This window comes from Pseudomonas sp. P9_35 (assembly GCF_034008205.1).
GTDB lineage: Bacteria > Pseudomonadota > Gammaproteobacteria > Pseudomonadales > Pseudomonadaceae > Aquipseudomonas > Aquipseudomonas kilonensis.
In genome coordinates, this window is record NZ_CP125373.1 from 1022295 (window position 1) to 1041069 (window position 18775).

General features: G+C 62.8%; 19 protein-coding genes. 9 read left to right on the forward strand and 10 right to left on the reverse strand.

Features of this window, described 5'->3' with window-relative positions:
* Positions 1-3: 3 nt before the first annotated feature.
* Together QMK47_RS04415 and QMK47_RS04420 are read right to left on the reverse strand one after the other, a co-directional pair.
* The gene (locus QMK47_RS04415; protein WP_320389843.1) at positions 4-1353 is read right to left on the reverse strand and encodes an MATE family efflux transporter; all 1350 of its coding nucleotides are present in this window, start codon (positions 1351-1353) and stop codon (positions 4-6) included.
* Positions 1354-1536: 183 nt separating this feature from the next.
* Positions 1537-1830 (reverse strand): hypothetical protein, encoded by a 294-nt coding sequence (locus tag QMK47_RS04420; protein WP_018607618.1) that lies wholly within the window; start codon positions 1828-1830, stop codon positions 1537-1539.
* Positions 1831-1994: 164 nt separating this feature from the next.
* On the opposite strand from QMK47_RS04420, the gene QMK47_RS04425 reads away from it, so the two are divergent.
* From QMK47_RS04425 to QMK47_RS04440, 4 genes are read left to right on the forward strand one after another with little or no spacing between them, the layout of a single operon-like run.
* Entirely contained in the window at positions 1995-2300 is a 306-nt protein-coding gene (locus tag QMK47_RS04425) for a MazG-like family protein (RefSeq protein ID WP_003186192.1), read from the forward strand.
* Positions 2297-3046, forward strand: a complete 750-nt coding sequence (locus tag QMK47_RS04430) for a methyltransferase (RefSeq protein ID WP_253471379.1) — start codon at positions 2297-2299, stop codon at positions 3044-3046. Before QMK47_RS04425 ends, QMK47_RS04430 begins: the two co-directional genes overlap by 4 nt.
* A gap of 12 nt (positions 3047-3058) precedes the next feature.
* A complete protein-coding gene (locus QMK47_RS04435) occupies positions 3059-3676 on the forward strand; it encodes a DUF4136 domain-containing protein (RefSeq protein ID WP_320389844.1) in 618 nt (205 codons plus the stop codon).
* A gap of 20 nt (positions 3677-3696) precedes the next feature.
* On the forward strand, positions 3697-4254 hold the full coding sequence (locus tag QMK47_RS04440; RefSeq protein WP_024617878.1) for a DUF4136 domain-containing protein: 558 nt from the start codon (positions 3697-3699) through the stop codon (positions 4252-4254).
* Positions 4255-4351: 97 nt separating this feature from the next.
* On the opposite strand, the gene QMK47_RS04445 is transcribed toward QMK47_RS04440, so the two are convergent.
* Both QMK47_RS04445 and QMK47_RS04450 read right to left on the reverse strand, forming a co-directional pair.
* Positions 4352-5206: a MaoC family dehydratase gene (locus QMK47_RS04445; protein WP_320389845.1), complete on the reverse strand. Its 855-nt coding sequence runs from the start codon at positions 5204-5206 to the stop codon at positions 4352-4354.
* Positions 5207-5208: 2 nt separating this feature from the next.
* Positions 5209-6561 (reverse strand): 3-oxoacyl-ACP reductase, encoded by a 1353-nt coding sequence (locus tag QMK47_RS04450; protein WP_320389846.1) that lies wholly within the window; start codon positions 6559-6561, stop codon positions 5209-5211.
* Between the two features lie 266 nt (positions 6562-6827).
* On the opposite strand from QMK47_RS04450, the gene QMK47_RS04455 reads away from it, so the two are divergent.
* Complete coding sequence (locus tag QMK47_RS04455; RefSeq protein ID WP_320389847.1) at positions 6828-8105, forward strand: acetyl-CoA C-acetyltransferase; 1278 nt, start codon at positions 6828-6830, stop codon at positions 8103-8105.
* Here QMK47_RS04455 and QMK47_RS04460 read toward each other — a convergent pair.
* A complete protein-coding gene (locus tag QMK47_RS04460; RefSeq protein ID WP_253471389.1) occupies positions 8092-9120 on the reverse strand; it encodes a bile acid:sodium symporter family protein in 1029 nt (342 codons plus the stop codon). The two genes, QMK47_RS04455 and QMK47_RS04460, sit on opposite strands and share 14 nt — an antisense overlap.
* Before the next feature lie 79 nt (positions 9121-9199).
* Between QMK47_RS04460 and QMK47_RS04465 the strand changes: the two genes are divergently transcribed.
* Positions 9200-9991 (forward strand): AraC family transcriptional regulator, encoded by a 792-nt coding sequence (locus tag QMK47_RS04465; RefSeq protein WP_018607635.1) that lies wholly within the window; start codon positions 9200-9202, stop codon positions 9989-9991.
* Between the two features lie 239 nt (positions 9992-10230).
* Entirely contained in the window at positions 10231-11124 is an 894-nt protein-coding gene (locus QMK47_RS04470; RefSeq protein WP_018607638.1) for a PA4780 family RIO1-like protein kinase, read from the forward strand.
* Positions 11125-12221: 1097 nt separating this feature from the next.
* On the opposite strand, the gene cueR is transcribed toward QMK47_RS04470, so the two are convergent.
* The 3 genes from cueR to QMK47_RS04485 all read right to left on the reverse strand — a co-directional run bounded on the left by cueR (position 12222) and on the right by QMK47_RS04485 (position 15620).
* Positions 12222-12623 (reverse strand): Cu(I)-responsive transcriptional regulator, encoded by a 402-nt coding sequence (gene cueR / locus QMK47_RS04475; RefSeq protein WP_214512990.1) that lies wholly within the window; start codon positions 12621-12623, stop codon positions 12222-12224.
* The gene (locus tag QMK47_RS04480) at positions 12620-15013 is read right to left on the reverse strand and encodes a heavy metal translocating P-type ATPase (protein WP_320389848.1); all 2394 of its coding nucleotides are present in this window, start codon (positions 15011-15013) and stop codon (positions 12620-12622) included. The genes cueR and QMK47_RS04480 overlap by 4 nt, the downstream gene beginning before the upstream one ends.
* Before the next feature lie 223 nt (positions 15014-15236).
* The gene (locus tag QMK47_RS04485) at positions 15237-15620 is read right to left on the reverse strand and encodes a hypothetical protein (protein ID WP_214512992.1); all 384 of its coding nucleotides are present in this window, start codon (positions 15618-15620) and stop codon (positions 15237-15239) included.
* Positions 15621-15768: 148 nt separating this feature from the next.
* On the opposite strand from QMK47_RS04485, the gene QMK47_RS04490 reads away from it, so the two are divergent.
* On the forward strand, positions 15769-15966 hold the full coding sequence (locus tag QMK47_RS04490; protein ID WP_320389849.1) for a heavy-metal-associated domain-containing protein: 198 nt from the start codon (positions 15769-15771) through the stop codon (positions 15964-15966).
* Between the two features lie 95 nt (positions 15967-16061).
* Complete coding sequence (locus tag QMK47_RS04495; protein ID WP_320389850.1) at positions 16062-17264, forward strand: multidrug effflux MFS transporter; 1203 nt, start codon at positions 16062-16064, stop codon at positions 17262-17264.
* 1 nt (position 17265) lies between these two features.
* Here QMK47_RS04495 and QMK47_RS04500 read toward each other — a convergent pair whose 3' ends face one another.
* On the reverse strand, positions 17266-17436 hold the full coding sequence (locus tag QMK47_RS04500) for a hypothetical protein (protein WP_165826052.1): 171 nt from the start codon (positions 17434-17436) through the stop codon (positions 17266-17268).
* Positions 17437-17679: 243 nt separating this feature from the next.
* Positions 17680-18693 (reverse strand): zinc-binding alcohol dehydrogenase family protein, encoded by a 1014-nt coding sequence (locus tag QMK47_RS04505; RefSeq protein WP_258690298.1) that lies wholly within the window; start codon positions 18691-18693, stop codon positions 17680-17682.
* Positions 18694-18775 lie beyond the last annotated feature (82 nt).

Genomic DNA, 18775 nt, shown 5'->3' on the forward strand with positions numbered 1-18775 from the left:
AGGTTAGTGGGCTGATGCGCCGAGCCAGCGGTCGTGCCGCTGCAAGTGCCAGGCAAAAGCACCGAGGGTCAGGCTGCGCAGGGCCATGAACAGCAGGAAGGTGATCCACAGCCCATGGTTGCCCAACCCTTGCAGCGCCCAGGCGATTGGCAGCACCAGCAGCAGGGTCAGCAGCATGCCGTTGCGCATTTCCCGGGCACGGGTGGCACCGATGAACAGCCCGTCGAGCAAGTAACTCCAGACCGCAATCAGTGGCAAGGCGGCCAGGTAAGGCAGGTAGTGATAAGCGGTGGCGCGCACGTCGGGAATGTCGGTCTGCATGTCGATGAACAGGTGGCCGGCGAGCAGGAACAGCAGTGCAAAACCCAGGCTTGCAATCAACGACCAGCCGCACGCCACCACCAGCGAGCGACGCAGCGCCAGGCGGTCGCGGGCGCCAATGGCATGGCCGCACAGCGCTTCGACGGCATGGGCCAGGCCGTCCAGGGCATGGGCTGTCAGCAACAGGCCGTTGAGGAGCAGGGCGTTGGCCGCCACGGTCGCATCCCCCAGGCGTGCGCCTTGCACGGTGATCAGGAAAAACACCGCTTGCAGCGCCAGGCTGCGGATGAAAATGTCCCGGTTCACCGCCAGCAGCGGGCGCCAACTGTGCCACAGCCCCAGGGCGGCCCAGGCGATCTGCCCGGGCCAGGCGCGCAGTGTGTTGCGGGCCAGGGCCAGGCCGACCAGCGCGCCGGTCCATTCGGCAATGACCGACGCCCGGGCCGATCCGGTCACGCCCCAGTCCAGGCCGATCACGAACCACAGGTTCAGGGCGATGTTGACCAGGTTGGTCACCAGCAGGATCGCCAGCGGGGCCCGGGCATTCTGGGCACCGAGGAACCAGCCAACCAACGCATAGCTGGCCAGCGCCGCCGGCAAGCCGAAGAGCCGGGTGTGGAAGAAGTCTCGGGTCAACTGGTTGAGCTCGGCGGACGGCTGCATGAAGTGCAACGCCACGTCGCTCAATGGCACGCCGACGGCACCGAGCAGTACCGCCAACCCCATCGCCAACAACAGCCCTTGCAGCAACACTTGTCGCAACGCCGCCCCATCGCCACGCCCGGCAGCCTGGGCGGAGAACCCGGTGGTGCCCATGCGCAGGAAACCCATGGCCCACGCCAGCACCGTATACAAACTCGCTCCGACCGCCACGGCGCCCAGTTGATGAGCATGGGGCAAATGGCCGATGACGGTGCTGTCCACCAAGGCCACCAGCGGTACGGAAATGTTCGAGAGAATCATTGGCGCAGCCAGCGCCCAGACCCGGCGATGGGTAAGGCGGTCGCGCCAGTCGGTGGTCAGGTTGGACATGCGGGCTCCTTGATGGAGCGCGATTGTAGCGGGTTCTCGCCTGATCGTTCCCACGCCGGAGCGTGGGAAACGAGCAAAATCTGTGGGAGCAAGGCTTGCCCGCGATGAAGATGACGCGGTCTTTCAGGGAACCGAGGCGCCTGTATCGCGAGCAAGCTTTGCTCCCACCCAGTGCTCTGAGCCCTAGTGAATGATCCAACTCAACAACCACAACCCCAGCACCAGCCAGATGATGCCCATGACGATCGAGGCCCGCATGAACGCGCGGATGGCCGAGTAGAGCAGCATCAGCCCGAGGATCAGCGCGATGATGCTGATGATCGAGGTGTCCATGCCCAGGGTGCGTGACAGCCCATCGACAAAATTGCCGCCGGCATTGGCCAGGGTGTTGAAGAGACCGCTGAGCAGGTCGACGATGAAACGGATCACCGAACCGAGCGCCTGGCCGAGCCATTCGAAAAAGCTTTCTGCCTGCATATGTGCATCCTGATGGGAGGGGATCTGAGCTGAGCCGTTGGCTCCTGATTGTAGGAGCTGTGGCGGCCGAGTTGGTTCGATTATGGGGCAAACCGTCGCTTCGTACCGAGACTCTTGCCTTCCCTGGTCATCCCCCTGAAGCTATGCGCATTCAGGAGAACCCGATGAACCTTGTTGAACTGACCGAACGCCTGCATGCCATTCGTGACCGTAACGACTGGCGGCAATTCCACAGCCCGAAAAACCTCGCCATGGCCGCCAGTGTGGAAATGGCCGAACTGGTGGAGATTTTCCAATGGCTGACCGAGGACCAGTCGCGCCAGTTGCCGGCGGACAAACTGGCCCACGCCGGGCAGGAGGTCGGTGACATCGTGTTGTACCTGTTGCTGCTTTGCAGCGAACTGGGCCTGGACATGGACGCTGTGGTGCGCAGCAAGCTGGCCGACAGCGAACGGCGGTTCGGCCAATGAGCGACCGTCATTTCGATCAGCTCGCCACGCGTTTTGCCGAAAAAATCTACGGTGGGGCCAAGGGTGCGATCCGCCTGGCGGTGCTTCAGGCCGATCTGCTGGAGACCTTGCCACAGCGTCCGTTGCGTGTGCTGGACATCGGCGCCGGCCTGGGCCACATGTCGTTGTGGCTGGCCGAGCGGGGCCATCAGGTGACCCTGGCCGAGCCGGCCGAGCCCATGCTCGAAGGCGCCCGCCAGCGTTTTGCCGAGGCGGGCCAGAGCGCCACGTTCATCCAGGCACCTTGGCAGGACCTGCTCGGCCAGCTCACCGAGCCGTACGACCTGGTGTTGTGTCACGCGGTGCTGGAATGGCTGGCCGAACCTCACGCGATCCTGCCGGTGCTGCATCAACTCACGGTCCCGGGCGGTTGGTTGTCCCTGGCGTTCTACAACCGCGACGCGCTGGTTTATCGCAACCTGCTCAAGGGGCATTTTCGCAAGTTGCGCAAAAATGACATGGCCGGCGAAAAACAGAGCCTGACGCCGCAACAACCCCTTGATCCGCGAGAATTGGCGGCGCAACTTGAAGACCTGTGGCAGGTCGAAAACCAGAGTGGCGTGCGGGTTTTCCATGACTACATGCCGGTGGAGTTCCAGGGCCGCGTGGAGCTTGCGCAGCTGCTGGAAATGGAACTGGCCCACCGTCGCCATCCGGCGTTTGCCGGGTTGGGACGTTATCTGCACTGGATCTGCCGTCCAGTGTGACCGGAGAGCGAAATGAAAGGTCGTTCAGGGTTGTTGATGCTGTGCCTGGGACTGGCGGCCTGCCAGGGCAGCAACCCCTATGTCGCCACGTCCAATCCGCTGCCGCCGGCGCCGCCCGAGGCCGCCACGGTGTTCGACCGCAGCGCTTACCCTGCGCCGCCCCGTGACTATGGGCGCTATCGCAGTTGGACCTGGCGCGACGGGCGCCTGCCGTCGGGTTCCGCCTGGGCGGATTCGGCCCAGGTGGCCGAAGCGGTGAGCAATGCCCTGGACCAGCGTGGCCTGCGCCCGCTGCATGACAACCGGCCCGCCGACCTGTTCGTCAGCGCCGACCTGCGTCTGGAAACCCGCGTGCGCCAGGTCCGGGACGACTATGATGCCGGTTACTACGGCGGCTATAACCGTTATGACCGCTATGGTCCGGGTTATGGCATGTACCATCCGGTGCCGATGGTGCGCACGTACCAGGAGCAGGTCGTGGTGGTGCGGGTGGATCTGTTCGATGCCCGCACGGGGCAACCGGTGTGGAGCGCCAGCGCCGAGACCGGCCAGCGGGGCAGCCAGAGCGAACGCACCGATGCCATTCGTGCGGCGGTGGAAAAAGCCATGTCGGCGTATCCTCCAAGTTGATTACGCAACGGAGAAAAACCATGTTTCGCCGTCTTGCTCTACTGGCCTTCACCCTGTTGCTGGGCGCTTGTGCCTCTAACCAGGTCAACCATGACTTCGACACCAGCCGCGATTTCGCGGCGTATCGCAGTTGGAGCTGGAAAGACCCGGCGCTGCAATATCGCCCCGATGACCCTCGCATCAAGAGCGACCTGACCGAACAGCGGATCCGCCAGGCGGTGGCCGATCAACTCGACCAGCGCGGCCTGCGTCCGGCGGCGAGTGGGCACGGCGATGTGCTGGTGCAGGCCTATCTGATCGTCGAGGACCGCCAGCAGCAGGTCACCACCAACTACGGCGGCGGTGGTTGGGGCGGCCCTTGGAATGGCTATTGGGGCGGGCCGATGTACAACGAAACCCGCAACATCAGCTACAAGGTCGCCACCGTGCAAATCGACCTGCTCGATGGCAAGGACGGCAAGCTGGTGTGGCGTGGCAGTGACGAACAACTGCTCAGCAACTCGCCCAACCCGACTGACCGCAACACGGCCGTGCGCGAGACGGTGGGACGGATCCTGTCCAACTACCCGCCGCGTTGACCGCAGCGCATTCAAGATGGATGCGAGCTGACCCACCGCCATCGCGAGCAAGCTCGCTCCCACAGGGATGGGTGTGGAGACCATCCCATCATTCTGCTCAGGCCACCGGCCGCCACTCTCCTACCATATGCTCCAAACCCCCAGCCCCCATCAGTTGCAGTTGCCCGCTGGACCCCGCCGCACTCGCCAGCAGTGTCACCTCACTGGGCAGGCGCACCGGTTTCTTGAAGGTCACATCGATCTCGATGTTGGCCTCGGGCAGGTGGTCATCCAGCGCCGCCAGGGTCCGGGCCTTGTTCCACAGGCCATGGGCGATGGCGGTGGGGAAGCCGAACAACCGGGCACTGATACCACTCAGGTGAATCGGGTTGTAGTCGCCGGACACTTTGGCGTATTGCCGACCGATGTCCGCCGGTGCGGTCCAGTGCGCGACTTCAATCAAGGGCAGGCTGGCCTGCGGTGAATCCTCCACAAGTGTCCCGTCGAGCTGGACACCTTTGCAAAGCATCTGGCTCTGGGCCTCCCATAGCGGCCCCAACTGATCATCGAGGCGGGTCACCAGGTCGAATACCGCGCCCTTGGGGTGGGCTTGCAGATTTTCGACATGGACGCTGGCCCGCACCTGGGCAACCCCGCCCATAGGCCGCAATACGCGGATGCGATTGCTCAAGTGGATCAGCCCCAACAGCGGAAATGGAAAACTCCGCGCGGTGAGCAATTGCATTTGCAGGGCAAACGCCAAGACGTGGGGATAGGTCGGCGGCAGCAGTCCGTTATCGATGAAACCGCAGACTTTGCGATAGGCCGCCAGGCGTTGCGGGTCGACCTGAAGCACTTGACGCAGGCCTTCCTCGGGCAAGGTCGTTCCGGTGACCTTGCGCCGTGTTGCCGCTTTCCAGTAAAGCCCGGACATGGAGGGCTGGCTGCTGACTTCATGCCATTGGATCGTCATGGTCACGCTCCCAGAAGGCTTTGCCCGCATACCCGCAGGGCCTGACCGGTCACGGCACCCGTGCCTGGTTGTGCGAGCCAGGCCACGGCTTCGGCGACATCCTGGGGCAGGCCGCCCTGGCCCAGGGAGCTCATGCGTCGCCCGGCTTCGCGCAAGGCGAAGGGGATGTCGGCGGTCATGCGGGTTTCAATGAAGCCCGGCGCCACGGCGTTGATGCTGATGCCGCGTGGCTGCAGTAGCGGCGCCCAGGCCTGGGCCAGGCCGATCAGCCCGGCCTTGCTCGCCGCATAGTTGGTCTGCCCACGATTGCCGGCAATGCCGCTGATGGACGCCAGCAGAACCACCCGACCATTGTCGCGCAGGGTGCCGCTGTCGAGCAGGGCATTGGTCAGCACTTGCGGGGCATTGAGGTTGACGGCCAGCACCGCGTCCCAGAACTCCGGGGTCATGTTGGCGAGGGTCTTGTCCCGGGTGATGCCGGCGTTGTGGACCACGATGTCGACGCCGTCGGGAAGGTGTTCGATCAACTGGGTGGCGGCGTCTTCGGCGCAGATATCCAGCGTGACGCTGCGTCCGCTCAGGCGTGCCGCCAGGGCGTCGAGGTCGGTCTTGGCTTGCGGGACATCCAGCAGGATCACGTCGGCGCCATCGCGGGCCAGGGTTTCGGCGATGGAGGCGCCGATCCCGCGGGCGGCGCCAGTGACCAGCGCCTTGAGCCCCGTGAGCGGTCGGGTCCAGTCCTGGACCTGGGTATCACAGGCGTTGAGACGAATGACCTGCCCGGAGATGAAGGCGCTCTTGGGCGACAGGAAAAACCGCAGTGCACCTTCCAACTGGGCTTCGGCGCCGTCGCCGACGTACAACAGTTGCAGCGTCCCGCCGTGGCGCAGCTCTTTGGCCAGGGAACGGCTGAAACCCTCCAGCGCTCGCTGGGCACTGGCGGCGAACGGGTCGGCAAGACTTTCCGGCGCGCGACCGAGGATGACGACATGGGCGCTGTGGTCGAGGTTTTTCATCAGCGGCTGGAAAAATTCCCGCAGCTGCTTGAGCTGGTCGGCCTGCACCAAATGGCTGGCGTCGTACACCACCGCCTTGATTTTCGGGCCATGGCCGGGGATCCACTCGGTGGCCAGGGTCGGCTCGCCGCCGTAGATGAAGATGGTGTCGGTCAGGCGCTTGGCAAACGTGCCGATCTGTTCGGTCAACGGCCCACCGCCCAGCAGCAGTGCGCCTTCGATCGGCCGCAGGCGCCCGGCCTGCCAGCGTTCCAGGCGCACCGGCGATGGCAGGCCGAGGGACCCGACCATGCGCCGGCCAATGGGCGAGTTGGCAAAGTCGATATAACGGTCAGACATGGAACACACTCCGGCTGATGAGGTTCCAAGTGTGGACCATGATTGGCAATCAGTCGTTCGATTGGCGAGATAAAGCCTAAGCTTGAGCGGGAGCGCTTTTTCCAGGGCACCGAATCCCTGTGGGAGCGAGCTTGCTCGCGATGCAGGCACTGCGGTTTTTCAGGGAGATCGCGTCATCGTTCATCGCGAGCAAGCTCGCTCCCACATGGGGTCGGTTGGGTTTCACAAGGTGATGGGCACATTCAGACCTACACAGGGAGTTCTTCATGACACAACTACGCCGCGTCGCGATCATCGGTGGTAACCGCATTCCGTTCGCCCGCTCCAACGGGGCCTATGCCACCGCCAGCAACAAGGCGATGTTGACGGCTGCCCTCGAGGGGCTGATCGAACGCTACAACCTGCATGGCCTGCACATTGGCGAGGTGGCTGCCGGTGCGGTGCTCAAGCACTCCCGGGATATGAACATGACCCGCGAATGCGTGCTCGGCTCGCGGCTGTCACCGATGACGCCGGCCTATGACGTACAACAGGCCTGTGGCACCGGGCTGGAAACGGTGCTGCTGGTGGCCAACAAGATTGCCCTGGGCCAGATCGACAGCGGCATTGCCGGCGGCGTCGACACCACCTCGGATGCGCCGATCGCGGTCAATGAAGGGTTGCGCAGGATTCTGCTGCAAGCCAATCGCGCCAAGACCACCGCCGACAAGATCAAGACCTTCCTGCAACTGCGTCCCCAGCACCTCGTCCCCGATCTGCCGCGCATCAACGAACCGCGCACCGGCCTGAACATGGGCGAGCATTGCGAATTGATGGCCCAGACCTGGCAGATCCCCCGGGAGGCGCAAGACCAGTTGGCCCTGGAAAGCCATCAGAAAATGGCCGCGTCCTATGCCGAAGGTTGGCAGAACGATTTGATGACATCGTTTCTTGGCCTGACCCGGGACAACAACCTGCGCCCGGACCTGACCCCGGAAAAACTCGCTTCCCTCAAGCCAGCCTTCGAAAAAAGCGCGAAGGGCACGATGACCGCGGGTAATTCCACGCCACTGACCGATGGCGCTTCGTTGGTGCTGCTGGGCAGCGAAGAGTGGGCCAAGGCCCGAGGCCTGCCGATCCTGGCGTACCTGCGCGACGGCGAAACGGCGGCGGTGGACTTCGTCAATGGCGCCGAAGGGCTGTTGATGGCCCCGGTCTACGCCGTGCCGCGATTGCTGGCGCGCAACGGCTTGACCTTGCAGGACTTTGATTACTACGAGATCCATGAAGCGTTCGCCGCCCAGGTATTGTGCACACTGAAGGCCTGGGAAGACCCGGACTACTGCAAGACCCGCCTGGGCCTCGACGCGCCGCTAGGGTCCATCGACCGCAGTCGGTTGAACGTCAAGGGCAGTTCCCTGGCCGCCGGGCACCCGTTTGCCGCCACGGGCGGGCGCATTGTCGCCAACCTCGCCAAGTTGCTTGATGCCGCCGGGCGAGGTCGCGGCTTGATCTCCATCTGCGCCGCCGCGGGCCAGGGCGTGACGGCGATTATCGAGCGTTGAGGACGGCGCCGTCCTGGCGGGACGCCAGTTCCCGGTGATGGCTGGCGTAGCGCTCGGCGAGGATCGAGCAGACGATCAACTGCAGCGGGTGATAGATCATAATCGGCAGCAGGATCAGCCCCAGGCCGGGATGATTGCCAAAAATCAATGCGGCCATGGGCACCCCGGCGGCGAGGGATTTCTTGCTGGCACAGAACACCGCGGCGACTTCATCGGCGCTACTGAATTGCAGGGCGCGGGCAGTGCGGGTGGTCGCCCACAAGATGATCGCCAACAGTACGGCACTGCCAAGCACTGCGCTCAATAGCACGCCGTGGCCTTGCTGTTGCCAGATGCCGGACACCATCGAGTTGCAGAACGCCGCGTAGACCAGCAGCAGGATCACCAGCTTGTCGATGATGCTGGTGTAGCGCTTGTACCTGCCGAAAAAGCCAGCCAACCAACGCCGCAGGAACTGCCCCAGCACCAGTGGCAGCAGCAACATCATGCACAGGTCGAGCAAGGTTGACCCCAGGTCGATGCCACCGGCGCCGCTGCCGACCACGAAACTGACCAGCAGCGGTGTCAGGAAAATCCCCAGTACGCTGGACAGGCTCGCGTTGAGAATCGCCGCCGGCACGTTACCGCCGGCACTGCCGGTCAGCGCCACCGAGGAAGAAATGGTCGAGGGCAGGGCGCACAGGTAGAAGAACCCCAGCATCAGCAGCGCTGGCACGTGGCTGCCGACGAGCCAGTGGCTGATCAGCCAGATCAACGGAAACACGCCAAAGGTGAAACCCTGCACCATCACGTGCAGGCGGATGTTCTTCAAACCGTGGCGGATCTGTTCGCCGGACAGGTTGACCCCGTGCAGGAAGAACACCACGAAGATGCCGATGTTGACCACCCATTCGGCATGCATGGCGCCGCCCGTGGCACCAAAGGTTGGAAAGAAGTACGCCAACAGCGTGGCGAGCAACATGCCGCACAGGAACCAGTCGGTCACCATGCGTTTGAGGTGTCTGAGGATATGCATAGGGCACCGCAAGTTGTAAGAAAAGTCGACTTAGCCTAACGTCGTCCCTACCAGTCGTCTTGCGACATAAGGCCAATCAATGCCGCCTAACGGACACCAACAGCTCGAACGCCGCATCCCCGACCTGGCGCAATTGCCGAGGCCGCTGTACGCCCGTGTCGAAAGTTTGAGCGCCGGTTCCTGGACGCAAGCCCATCGTCATGACTGGGTGCAGTTTTCCTACGCCATCAGCGGCGTCCTCGGCGTACACACCGCAGCGGGTAGTTTCTTTGCCCCGCCACAACGGGGCATCTGGATCCCGGCCGACCTGGAACACCATGTGGTGACCTCCACCCGAGCGGAAATGCGCAGCTTGTATGTGCATCGCCACGCCTGCCCCTGGGCCGATGAGCGCTGTCGGGTGCTGGAAGTCACGCCTCTGGCCCGTGAGTTGATCAAGGTGTTCTGTCAGCTTCCGGTCGATTACCCGCAAGGCGACACTCAGGAGCAACGGTTGGTGCAGGTGTTGCTGGACCAGTTGGCGACTTTGCCGGAGGTGGGGTTCTCCCTGCCGCTGCCGCGACATGCCCGTCTGCTGGGGCTATGTAACGAGTTGATCGAACAGCCTGAGCAGAACGTCACCTTGCACGCCTGGGCGGAGCGCCTGGGCACGTCGGAAAAAACCTTGATGCGCCTGTTCCAGCGCGAGACCGGCCTGAGCTTTCGCGCCTGGCGCCAGCGCATGCGCTTGTTGTCATCCCTGGGCTCGCTGGAGCAGGGCGACAGCGTCACCAGTGCCGCGTTGTCCTGCGGTTATGATTCAACGTCCGCGTTCATTGCGGCGTTCAAGGGGATGTTCGGGTTTACGCCGGGGGAGTTGTTCAAGCATTGAGTTGTCGCACTTCCTACAGCCGACGGTAGACATGGCTGTCAGCTCTTGTCGCAAATGCCTGGGCATTCAGTTACCAATGCCAGGTTCGGTCTCGGCTATGATTCGGCTCGGTCGATTGATCCGGCACATTGTGTGCATCACAGGTTCATAGGTCGGCAACCCCTCCCCGTGGAGGAAGGATTGCCGTATAACGACTGTCATTCGCGTGTTTGGTAATAAAGGACCCACAATAAAAGCTGATGAAGACTCCAAAACGCATTGAACCCCTGATCGAGGACGGTCTGGTCGACGAGGTGCTGCGCCCACTCATGAGTGGTAAAGAAGCAGCTGTTTATGTGGTGCGCTGCGGTAACGAGCTACGTTGCGCGAAGGTCTACAAGGAGGCGAATAAGCGAAGTTTTCGTCAGGCGGCCGAATATCAGGAAGGCCGCAAGGTCCGCAACAGCCGTCAGGCCCGGGCCATGGCCAAGGGCTCGAAGTTCGGGCGCAAGGAAACCGAGGACGCCTGGCAGAATGCCGAAGTAGCGGCGCTGTTCCGCTTGGCTAGCGCGGGTGTGCGCGTGCCCAAGCCGTACGACTTCCTTGAAGGCGTGCTGCTGATGGAACTGGTGGCCGACGAGTACGGCGATGCAGCGCCGCGTCTGAACGATGTGGTGCTGGAGCCGGACCAGGCCCGTGAATATCACGCCTATCTGATTTCCCAGATCGTGCTGATGTTGTGTACCGGTCTGGTGCACGGCGACCTGTCGGAGTTCAACGTCCTGCTCACGCCGACCGGGCCGGTGATCATCGACCTGCCGCAGGCCGTGGATGCTGCGGGTAACAATCATGCCTTCAGCATGCTGGAGCGGGACGTGGGCAACATGGCGTCCTACTTCGGTCGGTTTGCCCCGGAGCTCAAGCGCACCAAGTACGCGAAGGAAATGTGGGCGCTGTACGAAGCCGGCACCTTGCACCCGGCCAGCATGCTGACCGGCGAGTTCGACGAGCCGGAAGAACTGGCGGATGTCGGAGGGATCATGCGCGAGATCGAGGCCGCGCGCCTGGACGAGGAACGCCGCCAGGCCGTACGCGCCGCCGACGATGCCCCGCCCGGCAAGACCGAAGAACCACCGCCGCCGTGGATGCAATGATCGGTTGAACAGAAACCCGGCCAATGGCCGTAATGCTGCTCAACTTAGAAAAAACGGCGCTTCTTTCAGAAATGGAAAGGCGCCGTTTTTTTTGGTTGGTGTGTATATCCATTTTTGTGGTAACGGCGGCTTATGGTTCCGCTCTTACAGCGGGTCACTTTCGAAAAGCGCGAAAGTAACCAAAGCGCTTTTGCCCCACCACTCGGTGCCTCGCCTAGGCTCGGCATCCATGCCGAGGTGCCCACTGCGCAACACCTTCGTTCAGCCATCGTGGTTAACGGGGCGCCCGAGATCAACGTCCACCGCGAGGCGGCCTGATAGCCGACCTGGTTCTTGATGGGGACTGCGTTTCTCCTGTGGGAGCGAGCTTGCTCGCGAAGGCGATGTGTCAGTTTGCGGTGATGTTGTATGTGCCTGCCTCATCGCGAGCAAGCTCGCTCCCACAGGGGGCTAGGTTCACATGAAGTTTGTACTTCGCTGAAGATCCAATGTGGGAGCGAGCTTGCTCGCGATAGCGGTGGCTCAGCCACATAGATGCCGGCATGTGCCCTGCTCTTGCTCTTGCTCTTGCTCTTGCTCTTGCTCTTGCTCTTGCTCTTGCTTTGGATCTTGATCTGAACGCCCCGTTAAACCACGCTGGCCGAACGCAGGCATTGTGGAGTGGGCATCCCGGCATGGATGCCGGGATAGCCGCGCTGGGCCATGGATGGTCCTTCGCGGCGGCCCACGGAGCAATGCCGGAGTGAGGGCACACCGAGCCTAGGCGAGGTGCCGAGTGGTGGGGCAAAGCGCTTTTGGTTACTTTTGGCGCTCTTCCAAAAGTGACCCGCCGTAAGGGCGGAACCCTAAGCCGCCGTTACCGCAGAAATGGATATACACCCTTACCCCAATGGGTCGAAACTGAAGATCCACAGCCTTAAGTGAACAGCATTAGGCCCTGGCCGGTTTTTTTGTGGGCACTCCAAAATCTCATACCCACCGCAGCCCCCCGTGGGAGCGAGCTTGCTCGCGATAGCGGTGGGTCAGCTTGCATTGATGTTGAATCTACAGCCGTCATCGCGAGCAAGCTCGCTCCCACAAGGGATTGGCGGTGGGCATCAATTCTGGCAACACCCCGACGCCAGTTCCTTGAGAATCGGGCAATCCGGGCGGTGGTCGCCGTGGCAGTGTTCCACCAGGTCCTGGAGGGTGTCGCGAAGCTCGGCCAGTTCTCGGATTTTCTGGTTCAGTTCTTCGATGTGCTGGCGGGCGAGGGCCTTGACGTCGGCGCTGGCGCGTTCGCGGTCTTGCCAGAGGGTCAGCAGTTTGCCGACCTCTTCCAGGGAAAACCCCAAATCGCGAGAGCGCTTGATAAAGGCCAGGGTGTGCAGGTCATCGGCGCCGTAGATCCGATAGCCGCTGTCGGTACGATGGGCGGCCTTGAGCAGGCCGATGGATTCGTAATAGCGGATCATCTTCGCGCTCAGGCCGCTCTGGCGGGCCGCTTGGCCGATGTTCATCGCTTGTCCTCCAGCTGCTTGGGTGTCCAGAACTTCAACAATAATGCATTGCTTACCACGCTGACGCTCGACAGCGCCATGGCCGCGCCGGCCAGCACCGGGTTGAGAAACCCGAAAGCCGCCAGGGGGATGCCGATCAAGTTATAGACGAACGCCCAGAACAGGTTCTGGCGGATCTTGGCGTAGGTCTTGCGGCTGATGTCCAGCGCCGCCGGCACCAGTCGCGGATCGCCGCGCATGAGGGTGATGCCCGCGGCATGCATCGCCACGTCGGTGCCGCCGCCCATGGCAATGCCGATGTCGGCGGCGGCCAGGGCTGGAGCGTCGTTGATGCCGTCACCCACCATCGCCACCACCGAATGGCCCTTCAACTGTTGGACGATGGCGGATTTGTCCGCTGGCAAAACCTCGGCATGGACATTGGATATCCCCAGCGCCTGGGCCACGACCCGGGCGCTGCCTTGATTGTCGCCGGTGAGCAAGTGGCTGGCGATGTGCTGTTCATTCAAGGCCTGTACCGCGGCGAGGGCACCGGGCTTGAGCGTGTCACCGAAGGCGAACAGGCCCAGCACCCGAGGCGTCGCGCCTTGTTCGATCAGCCAGGACAATGTGCGGCCTTCGGTCTCCCAGGCCTGTGCCGACTCGGCCAGCGAGCCGGGGTCCAGGCCCAGTTCGTCCAGCAGGCGTCGATTGCCCAGGGCCAGGCTGCGCCCGTCGAGGCTGCCGGCGATACCGCGTCCAGCCAGGGACTGACTGTCGCTGACATCCGCCACGTCCAGGCCGCGCTCGGCGCAGGTGTCCAACACGGCTTTGGCAAGAGGGTGCTCACTGCCGCGTTGCAGGGCGCCGGCCATTTTCAGCAGCGCGTCTTCATCTCCCTCCAGAGCCGTCAAGTGCGCGATGCGCGGCGTGCCGGAGGTCAGTGTGCCGGTCTTGTCGAACACCACGGTGTTGACTTCATGGGCGCGCTCCAGGGCCTCGGCATCCTTGATCAGAATCCCGTGGCGTGCAGCCACGCCGGTGCCGGCCATGATCGCCGTGGGCGTCGCCAGGCCCAGGGCGCAGGGGCAGGCGATCACCAGCACGGCGACGGCGTTGATCAGCGCGGTTTCCAGTGGCGCACCGTACAGCCACCAGCCGATCAACGTCGCCAGGGCCAGCACCAGCACCACCGGTACGAACACCTGGCTGACTTTATCCACCAGTTTCTGGATCGGGGCCTTGGCGGCCTGGGCGTCTTCTACCAGGCGAATAATGCGCGCCAGAACGGTTTCGGTACCCAGGGCCAGCGTGCGTACCAGCAGCCGGCCTTCGCCGTTGATGGCGCCGCCGGTAACTTTGTCGCCGGGCTGCTTGGGCACCGGCAGGCTTTCGCCGCTGATCAGCGCTTCGTCGGCGTGGCTCTGGCCTTCCAGTACTTCGCCGTCCACCGGGAAGCGTTCGCCGGGCTTGACCAGCACCCGGTCATTCAAGCGCAGGGCACTGATGGCAACATCCCGCTCCTGGCCATCGATCACCTGGATCGCCCGCTCCGGGCGCAAGGCCTCGAGGGCGCGGATGGCGCTGGCGGTTTGTCGCTTGGCGCGGCTTTCCAGGTATTTGCCGAGCAGTACCAGGGCAATCACGACGGCCGAGGCTTCGAAATACAGGTGCGGCATGCCGCCAGGGCGGGCGATCACCCATTCATAAAGGCTCAGGCCGTAGCCGGCGCTGGTGCCCAGGGCCACCAGCAGGTCCATGTTCCCGGCACCGGCACGCACGGCCTTGAAGGCGGCGACGTAGAAACGCGCACCGAAGATGAATTGCACCGGCGTCGCCAGGGCGAACTGCACCCAGGCTGGGAGCATCCAGTGCACGCCGAACGGCTGTAGCAGCATCGGCAACACCAGCGGCGCGGATAGCGCAATCGCCAGCACCAATATCAGGCGTTCACGGTTCAGACGGTTGGCCTGCGTGTCGGCGGGCTGTTCGGCCTGCCAGACAGTGGCGTCATAGCCGGCGCGCTTGACCGCGTCGATCAGGGTTTGCGGATCCACCTGGCCGAGCAGTTCGAGGTGGGCCCGCTCATTGGCAAGGTTGACGCTGACACTGTTCACACCGTCGACCTTGCCCAGGGCGCGTTCGACCCGGCCGACACAGGAGGCGCAGGTCATCCCGTCGATGTTCAGCTCCAGGGTTTGCACGGGGACGCTATAGCCGGCCTGTTCGACGGCTTGCATCAAGGCCGGCAGGCTGCCTTCGGGGGCCTGCACCCGCGCCAGTTCAGTGGCCAGGTTCACACTGACAGCGCGGGTGCCGGTGACTTTGCTCAAGGCCCGCTCGACTCGCCCGGCGCAGCTGGCGCAGGTCATGCCGGCAATCGGTAGATCGAACGTGGTGGATTCGGACATCGGTCAGGCTCCCTGTAGTGAATGACTACAGGATCAACCTTGCCATGCTGGCAAGGTCAAGCGCCAATCCAAAAAGCGCTGCCGACTCCTAATATGAGATCTGGCTCTGTGGGAGCAAGGCTTGCCCGCGATGAAAGCACCGCAGCTTTCTGAATGACCGCGGCGCCTGGATCGCGAGCAAGCTTTGCTCCCACAAAGCTTGCCCAAAGGGGCAAGAGGTGTGTCAGTAACCGAGCCCAGCCTGCTTGAGGTACATGCCTTGTTCATTCATGGCGATGCGGAACTTCAGGATGTCACCGGCCCTGAGCGTGATGTTCTGCGACCCTGGCGCGAGCATGCCCGGGTTGCACCCCGGTGCCTGGCCTGGCAGCAACTTCAGGCGTAAGGAGAACTGGCCCGGCGGCAGGTTGAACGAGGTGCTTTGCTCTTGGAACAGCCTGGCCGAGAGCTGATCCTGGATGTAGATGCCGATTTCGCAATTGGTCGCCACTTCCAGGCGCTCGCGAGAAATGATCAACACGCCGTAGTCTTCGCCAGCGGCCGATGCCTGGGGCGCCACCGCTGAAAAACCGAGCATGCAAAACAGGCTGAACGCTGACCAGCGCATGGCTGAACCTCCGGTGTTAAATCCTTGATGTGTGCAGCTTGGCTGAGCGCGATGCCGATTGCCAGCCCGGCAGTTTTTGTCAGAACTTGACCTTGCCATGATGGCAAGCTTGAGACTGCTGGCAACCTCAATCCCAAGGAGTCATCTCATGCACACTTTCAATGTCCAGGGCATGTCCTGCGGTCACTGTGTCAAGGCCATCACCCAGGCTGTCCAGGCCAAGGACCCGGCGGCCGACGTGCAAATCGACCTGGGTGCCAAGACTGTCCAGGTCCAGAGTTCGTTGTCGGCCGATGCCGTGCTCGCGGCCATCAAGGAGGAGGGCTATGAGGCCAGCGCTGCTTGAAGTTTTTTAATCGTTAGCGACCTACCGGAATGTTCAAGAGCGTCCGGCACGGCTAGACTGTCAGGCTGTCGAACGACGCCTGAGCTGGACGCCCGATGAACCTCCGTACCATTCTGATTCTTGGCGCCTTGAGCGCTTTCGGTCCCTTGGCGATCGACTTCTACCTGCCTGCCTTTCCGGCGATGGCCACGGCCTTCGGTACCGACGAAAAACACATTCAGTTGACCCTGGCGGCTTATTTCCTCGGCTTATCCATCGGGCAACTGGCTTATGGGCCGGTGGCGGATCGCTTCGGACGGCGAGTTCCATTGCTGACCGGTGTCGGTTTGTTCACGTTGGCCTCCCTGGCCTGCGCCTACGCGCCGAGCCTGGAATGGCTGATCGGCGCCCGCTTCGTCCAGGCCCTGGGTGGATGCGCCGGGATGGTGATCTCGCGGGCGGTGGTCAGCGACAAATGCGACGCGGTGGGTTCGGCCAAGGTGTTTTCGCAATTGATGCTGGTGATGGGCCTGGCGCCGATTCTCGCGCCGATGCTCGGCGGGTTGCTGGTGAACCTGCATGGCTGGCAGTCAATCTTCATTGCCCTGACCGTGTTCAGCGCATTGGCGTCGATGGCGGTGGCCTTGTGGCTGCCGGAAAGCTTGCCGGACCATGTGCCTCGGCAACCGTTGTCGGGGGCGTTGCGCCAATATGGCCGGTTATTGACCGACACCGTCTACCTCGGCCATGCACTGACGGGGGGCATCGCTATCGCTGGGATGTTTGCCTACATCGCCGGTTCGCCTTTCGTCTTCATCAAGCTCTACGGGGTACCGGCCGAACACTTCGGTTGGCTGTTCGGCACCAACGCGGCGGGCTTCATCCTGGTTGCCCAGGTCAACGCCCGGCTGCTGTCCAAGCGCGGCCCGGCGTTCCTGCTGAGCCGCGCGGTATGGGTCTACCTGGGGGCCGGGCTGAGCCTGTTGGCCGTCAGTTCATTGCAACCTGCGCAGTTGTGGCCGCTGCTGGTCCCGCTGTTTATCTGCATCGCCAGCCTGGGTTGTATCCTTCCCAACGCCTCGGCCTGCGCCATGAATGGACAGGGCGCCCGGGCCGGCAGTGCTTCGGCGATGCTGGGATGCCTGCAGTTTTCCGTAGCCGCTGGGGCCGCCTCGTTGGTGGCGGCATTGCATGACGGCACCGCCGTGCCCATGGCACTGGTCATCAGCCTTTGCGGGCTGTTGGTGGTGAGCGCAACGATGCTGAGTCGTCGCCTGCAAAATGCCCGGGCGCTGGCCCAGGCCAGTCGCGAGGGCTGACTCAGCCGGCCGCGCGCTGTTGTTGTTCGGGGAAATGATGGGGCGCGAGGATCCGCGCTTGCAGGGTGCTGGCGAAGGCCTGGGCCTCGGCCTCGGTACGGAAGGTGACGACGTGCTGGTCAAGGCGCACTTGCCATTGGGATTTTGCCACTTCTTTTATCAGGATCTTCATTGCTGACCTCCTCACGAAAAGATTGCGTTGCAAAGGCCTCGAGTGTAGACCCGAATGCGATCGCAATTGTGACAAGGATCAATTCTCGGACTGACGGTGCAGTTCCAGGTTGATGCAACACCTGTGGGAGCGAGCTTGCTCGCGATAGCGGTAGACCCGCCGACATCAATGTTGCCTGACCTGGCCCCATCGCGAGCAAGCTCGCTCCTACAGGATTGTTTGCAGGGCGACTGCCCAGTGCCGTCAGAAACCTTCAAGCACAATCTTGCCCTTGGACTTGCCGCTTTCCAGCAAGGCATGCGCCCGGCGCAGGTTCTCGGCGTTGATGGTGCCGAAATGCTCGCCAACCGTGGTCTTCAGTGTGCCAGCGTCGATCAGGGCGGCCACGCGGTTGAGCAGTTTGTGTTGTTCAAGCATGTCGGCCGTCTCGAACAGGGAGCGGGTGTACATGAATTCCCAATGCAACGACAGGCTCTTGCGCTTGAGCTTGGTCACGTCCAGCGCCTTGGGATCGTCGATCAGCGCCAGTTTGCCCTGGGGCGCGAGGGCTTCGACCAACTGGTCCAGATGCTGGTCGGTCTGGGTCAGGCTGGCGACGTGAGTCACCTGGGGCTGGCCCGCTTCTTTCAACACTTCGCTCAATGGCTGGCTGTGGTCAATCACCAGGTCGGCCCCCAGGTTGCGCACCCAATCCTGGGTCTGCACACGGGACGCGGTGCCAATCACCTTCAGCCCGGTGAGTTGGCTGGCCAGTTGCGTCAGGATCGATCCCACGCCGCCCGCAGCGCCGACGATCAACAAGCTCTGGCCCAGGTCGCTTTGGCCTTCCTGGATTTGCAGGCGCTCGAACAATAACTCCCAGGCGGTAATGGCCGTCAGCGGCAGCGCCGCCGCTTCGGCGAAACCGAGGGTCTTGGGCATGTGGCCGACGATGCGCTCATCCACCACGTGCAGCTCGCTGTTGCCGCCGGCCCGGGCGATGGAACCGGCGTAGAACACCTGGTCCCCGGCCTTGAACAGCGTGACCTCGCTGCCCACCGCCTTGACCACACCGGCCACGTCCCAGCCCAGCACCTTGACTGCGCCGTCTTCGGGCTGGACGTTCTGGCGGACTTTGGTATCCACCGGGTTGACCGAAATAGCCTTGACTTCCACCAGCAGGTCCCTGGGACCGGCGACCGGTTCCGGTAGGTCGATGTCCTGGAGCGATTGCGGGTCAGTGATGGGCAACGAGTGGTAGTAGGCGATGGCTTTCATGAAGGGGTTCCGTGAGATGAGTTCGATGAAAGCCATGTTTAGCTATTTATCGTCGAGATAAAACCGGCTAAAAGAACAGGCT

Excerpts from the sequence above, each read along its gene's own strand:
- QMK47_RS04415 (WP_320389843.1), bottom strand. The coding sequence starts at position 1,353 with ATGTCCAACCTGACCACCGACTGGCGCGACCGCCTTACCCATCGCCGG.
- QMK47_RS04420 (WP_018607618.1), bottom strand. The coding sequence starts at position 1,830 with ATGCAGGCAGAAAGCTTTTTCGAATGGCTCGGCCAGGCGCTCGGTTCG.
- QMK47_RS04425 (WP_003186192.1), top strand. The coding sequence starts at position 1,995 with ATGAACCTTGTTGAACTGACCGAACGCCTGCATGCCATTCGTGACCGT.
- QMK47_RS04430 (WP_253471379.1), top strand. The coding sequence starts at position 2,297 with ATGAGCGACCGTCATTTCGATCAGCTCGCCACGCGTTTTGCCGAAAAA.
- QMK47_RS04435 (WP_320389844.1), top strand. The coding sequence starts at position 3,059 with ATGAAAGGTCGTTCAGGGTTGTTGATGCTGTGCCTGGGACTGGCGGCC.
- QMK47_RS04440 (WP_024617878.1), top strand. The coding sequence starts at position 3,697 with ATGTTTCGCCGTCTTGCTCTACTGGCCTTCACCCTGTTGCTGGGCGCT.
- QMK47_RS04445 (WP_320389845.1), bottom strand. The coding sequence starts at position 5,206 with ATGACGATCCAATGGCATGAAGTCAGCAGCCAGCCCTCCATGTCCGGG.
- QMK47_RS04450 (WP_320389846.1), bottom strand. The coding sequence starts at position 6,561 with ATGTCTGACCGTTATATCGACTTTGCCAACTCGCCCATTGGCCGGCGC.
- QMK47_RS04455 (WP_320389847.1), top strand. The coding sequence starts at position 6,828 with ATGACACAACTACGCCGCGTCGCGATCATCGGTGGTAACCGCATTCCG.
- QMK47_RS04460 (WP_253471389.1), bottom strand. The coding sequence starts at position 9,120 with ATGCATATCCTCAGACACCTCAAACGCATGGTGACCGACTGGTTCCTG.
- QMK47_RS04465 (WP_018607635.1), top strand. The coding sequence starts at position 9,200 with ATGCCGCCTAACGGACACCAACAGCTCGAACGCCGCATCCCCGACCTG.
- QMK47_RS04470 (WP_018607638.1), top strand. The coding sequence starts at position 10,231 with ATGAAGACTCCAAAACGCATTGAACCCCTGATCGAGGACGGTCTGGTC.
- cueR (WP_214512990.1), bottom strand. The coding sequence starts at position 12,623 with ATGAACATCGGCCAAGCGGCCCGCCAGAGCGGCCTGAGCGCGAAGATG.
- QMK47_RS04480 (WP_320389848.1), bottom strand. The coding sequence starts at position 15,013 with ATGTCCGAATCCACCACGTTCGATCTACCGATTGCCGGCATGACCTGC.
- QMK47_RS04485 (WP_214512992.1), bottom strand. The coding sequence starts at position 15,620 with ATGCGCTGGTCAGCGTTCAGCCTGTTTTGCATGCTCGGTTTTTCAGCG.
- QMK47_RS04490 (WP_320389849.1), top strand. The coding sequence starts at position 15,769 with ATGCACACTTTCAATGTCCAGGGCATGTCCTGCGGTCACTGTGTCAAG.
- QMK47_RS04495 (WP_320389850.1), top strand. The coding sequence starts at position 16,062 with ATGAACCTCCGTACCATTCTGATTCTTGGCGCCTTGAGCGCTTTCGGT.
- QMK47_RS04500 (WP_165826052.1), bottom strand. The coding sequence starts at position 17,436 with ATGAAGATCCTGATAAAAGAAGTGGCAAAATCCCAATGGCAAGTGCGC.
- QMK47_RS04505 (WP_258690298.1), bottom strand. The coding sequence starts at position 18,693 with ATGAAAGCCATCGCCTACTACCACTCGTTGCCCATCACTGACCCGCAA.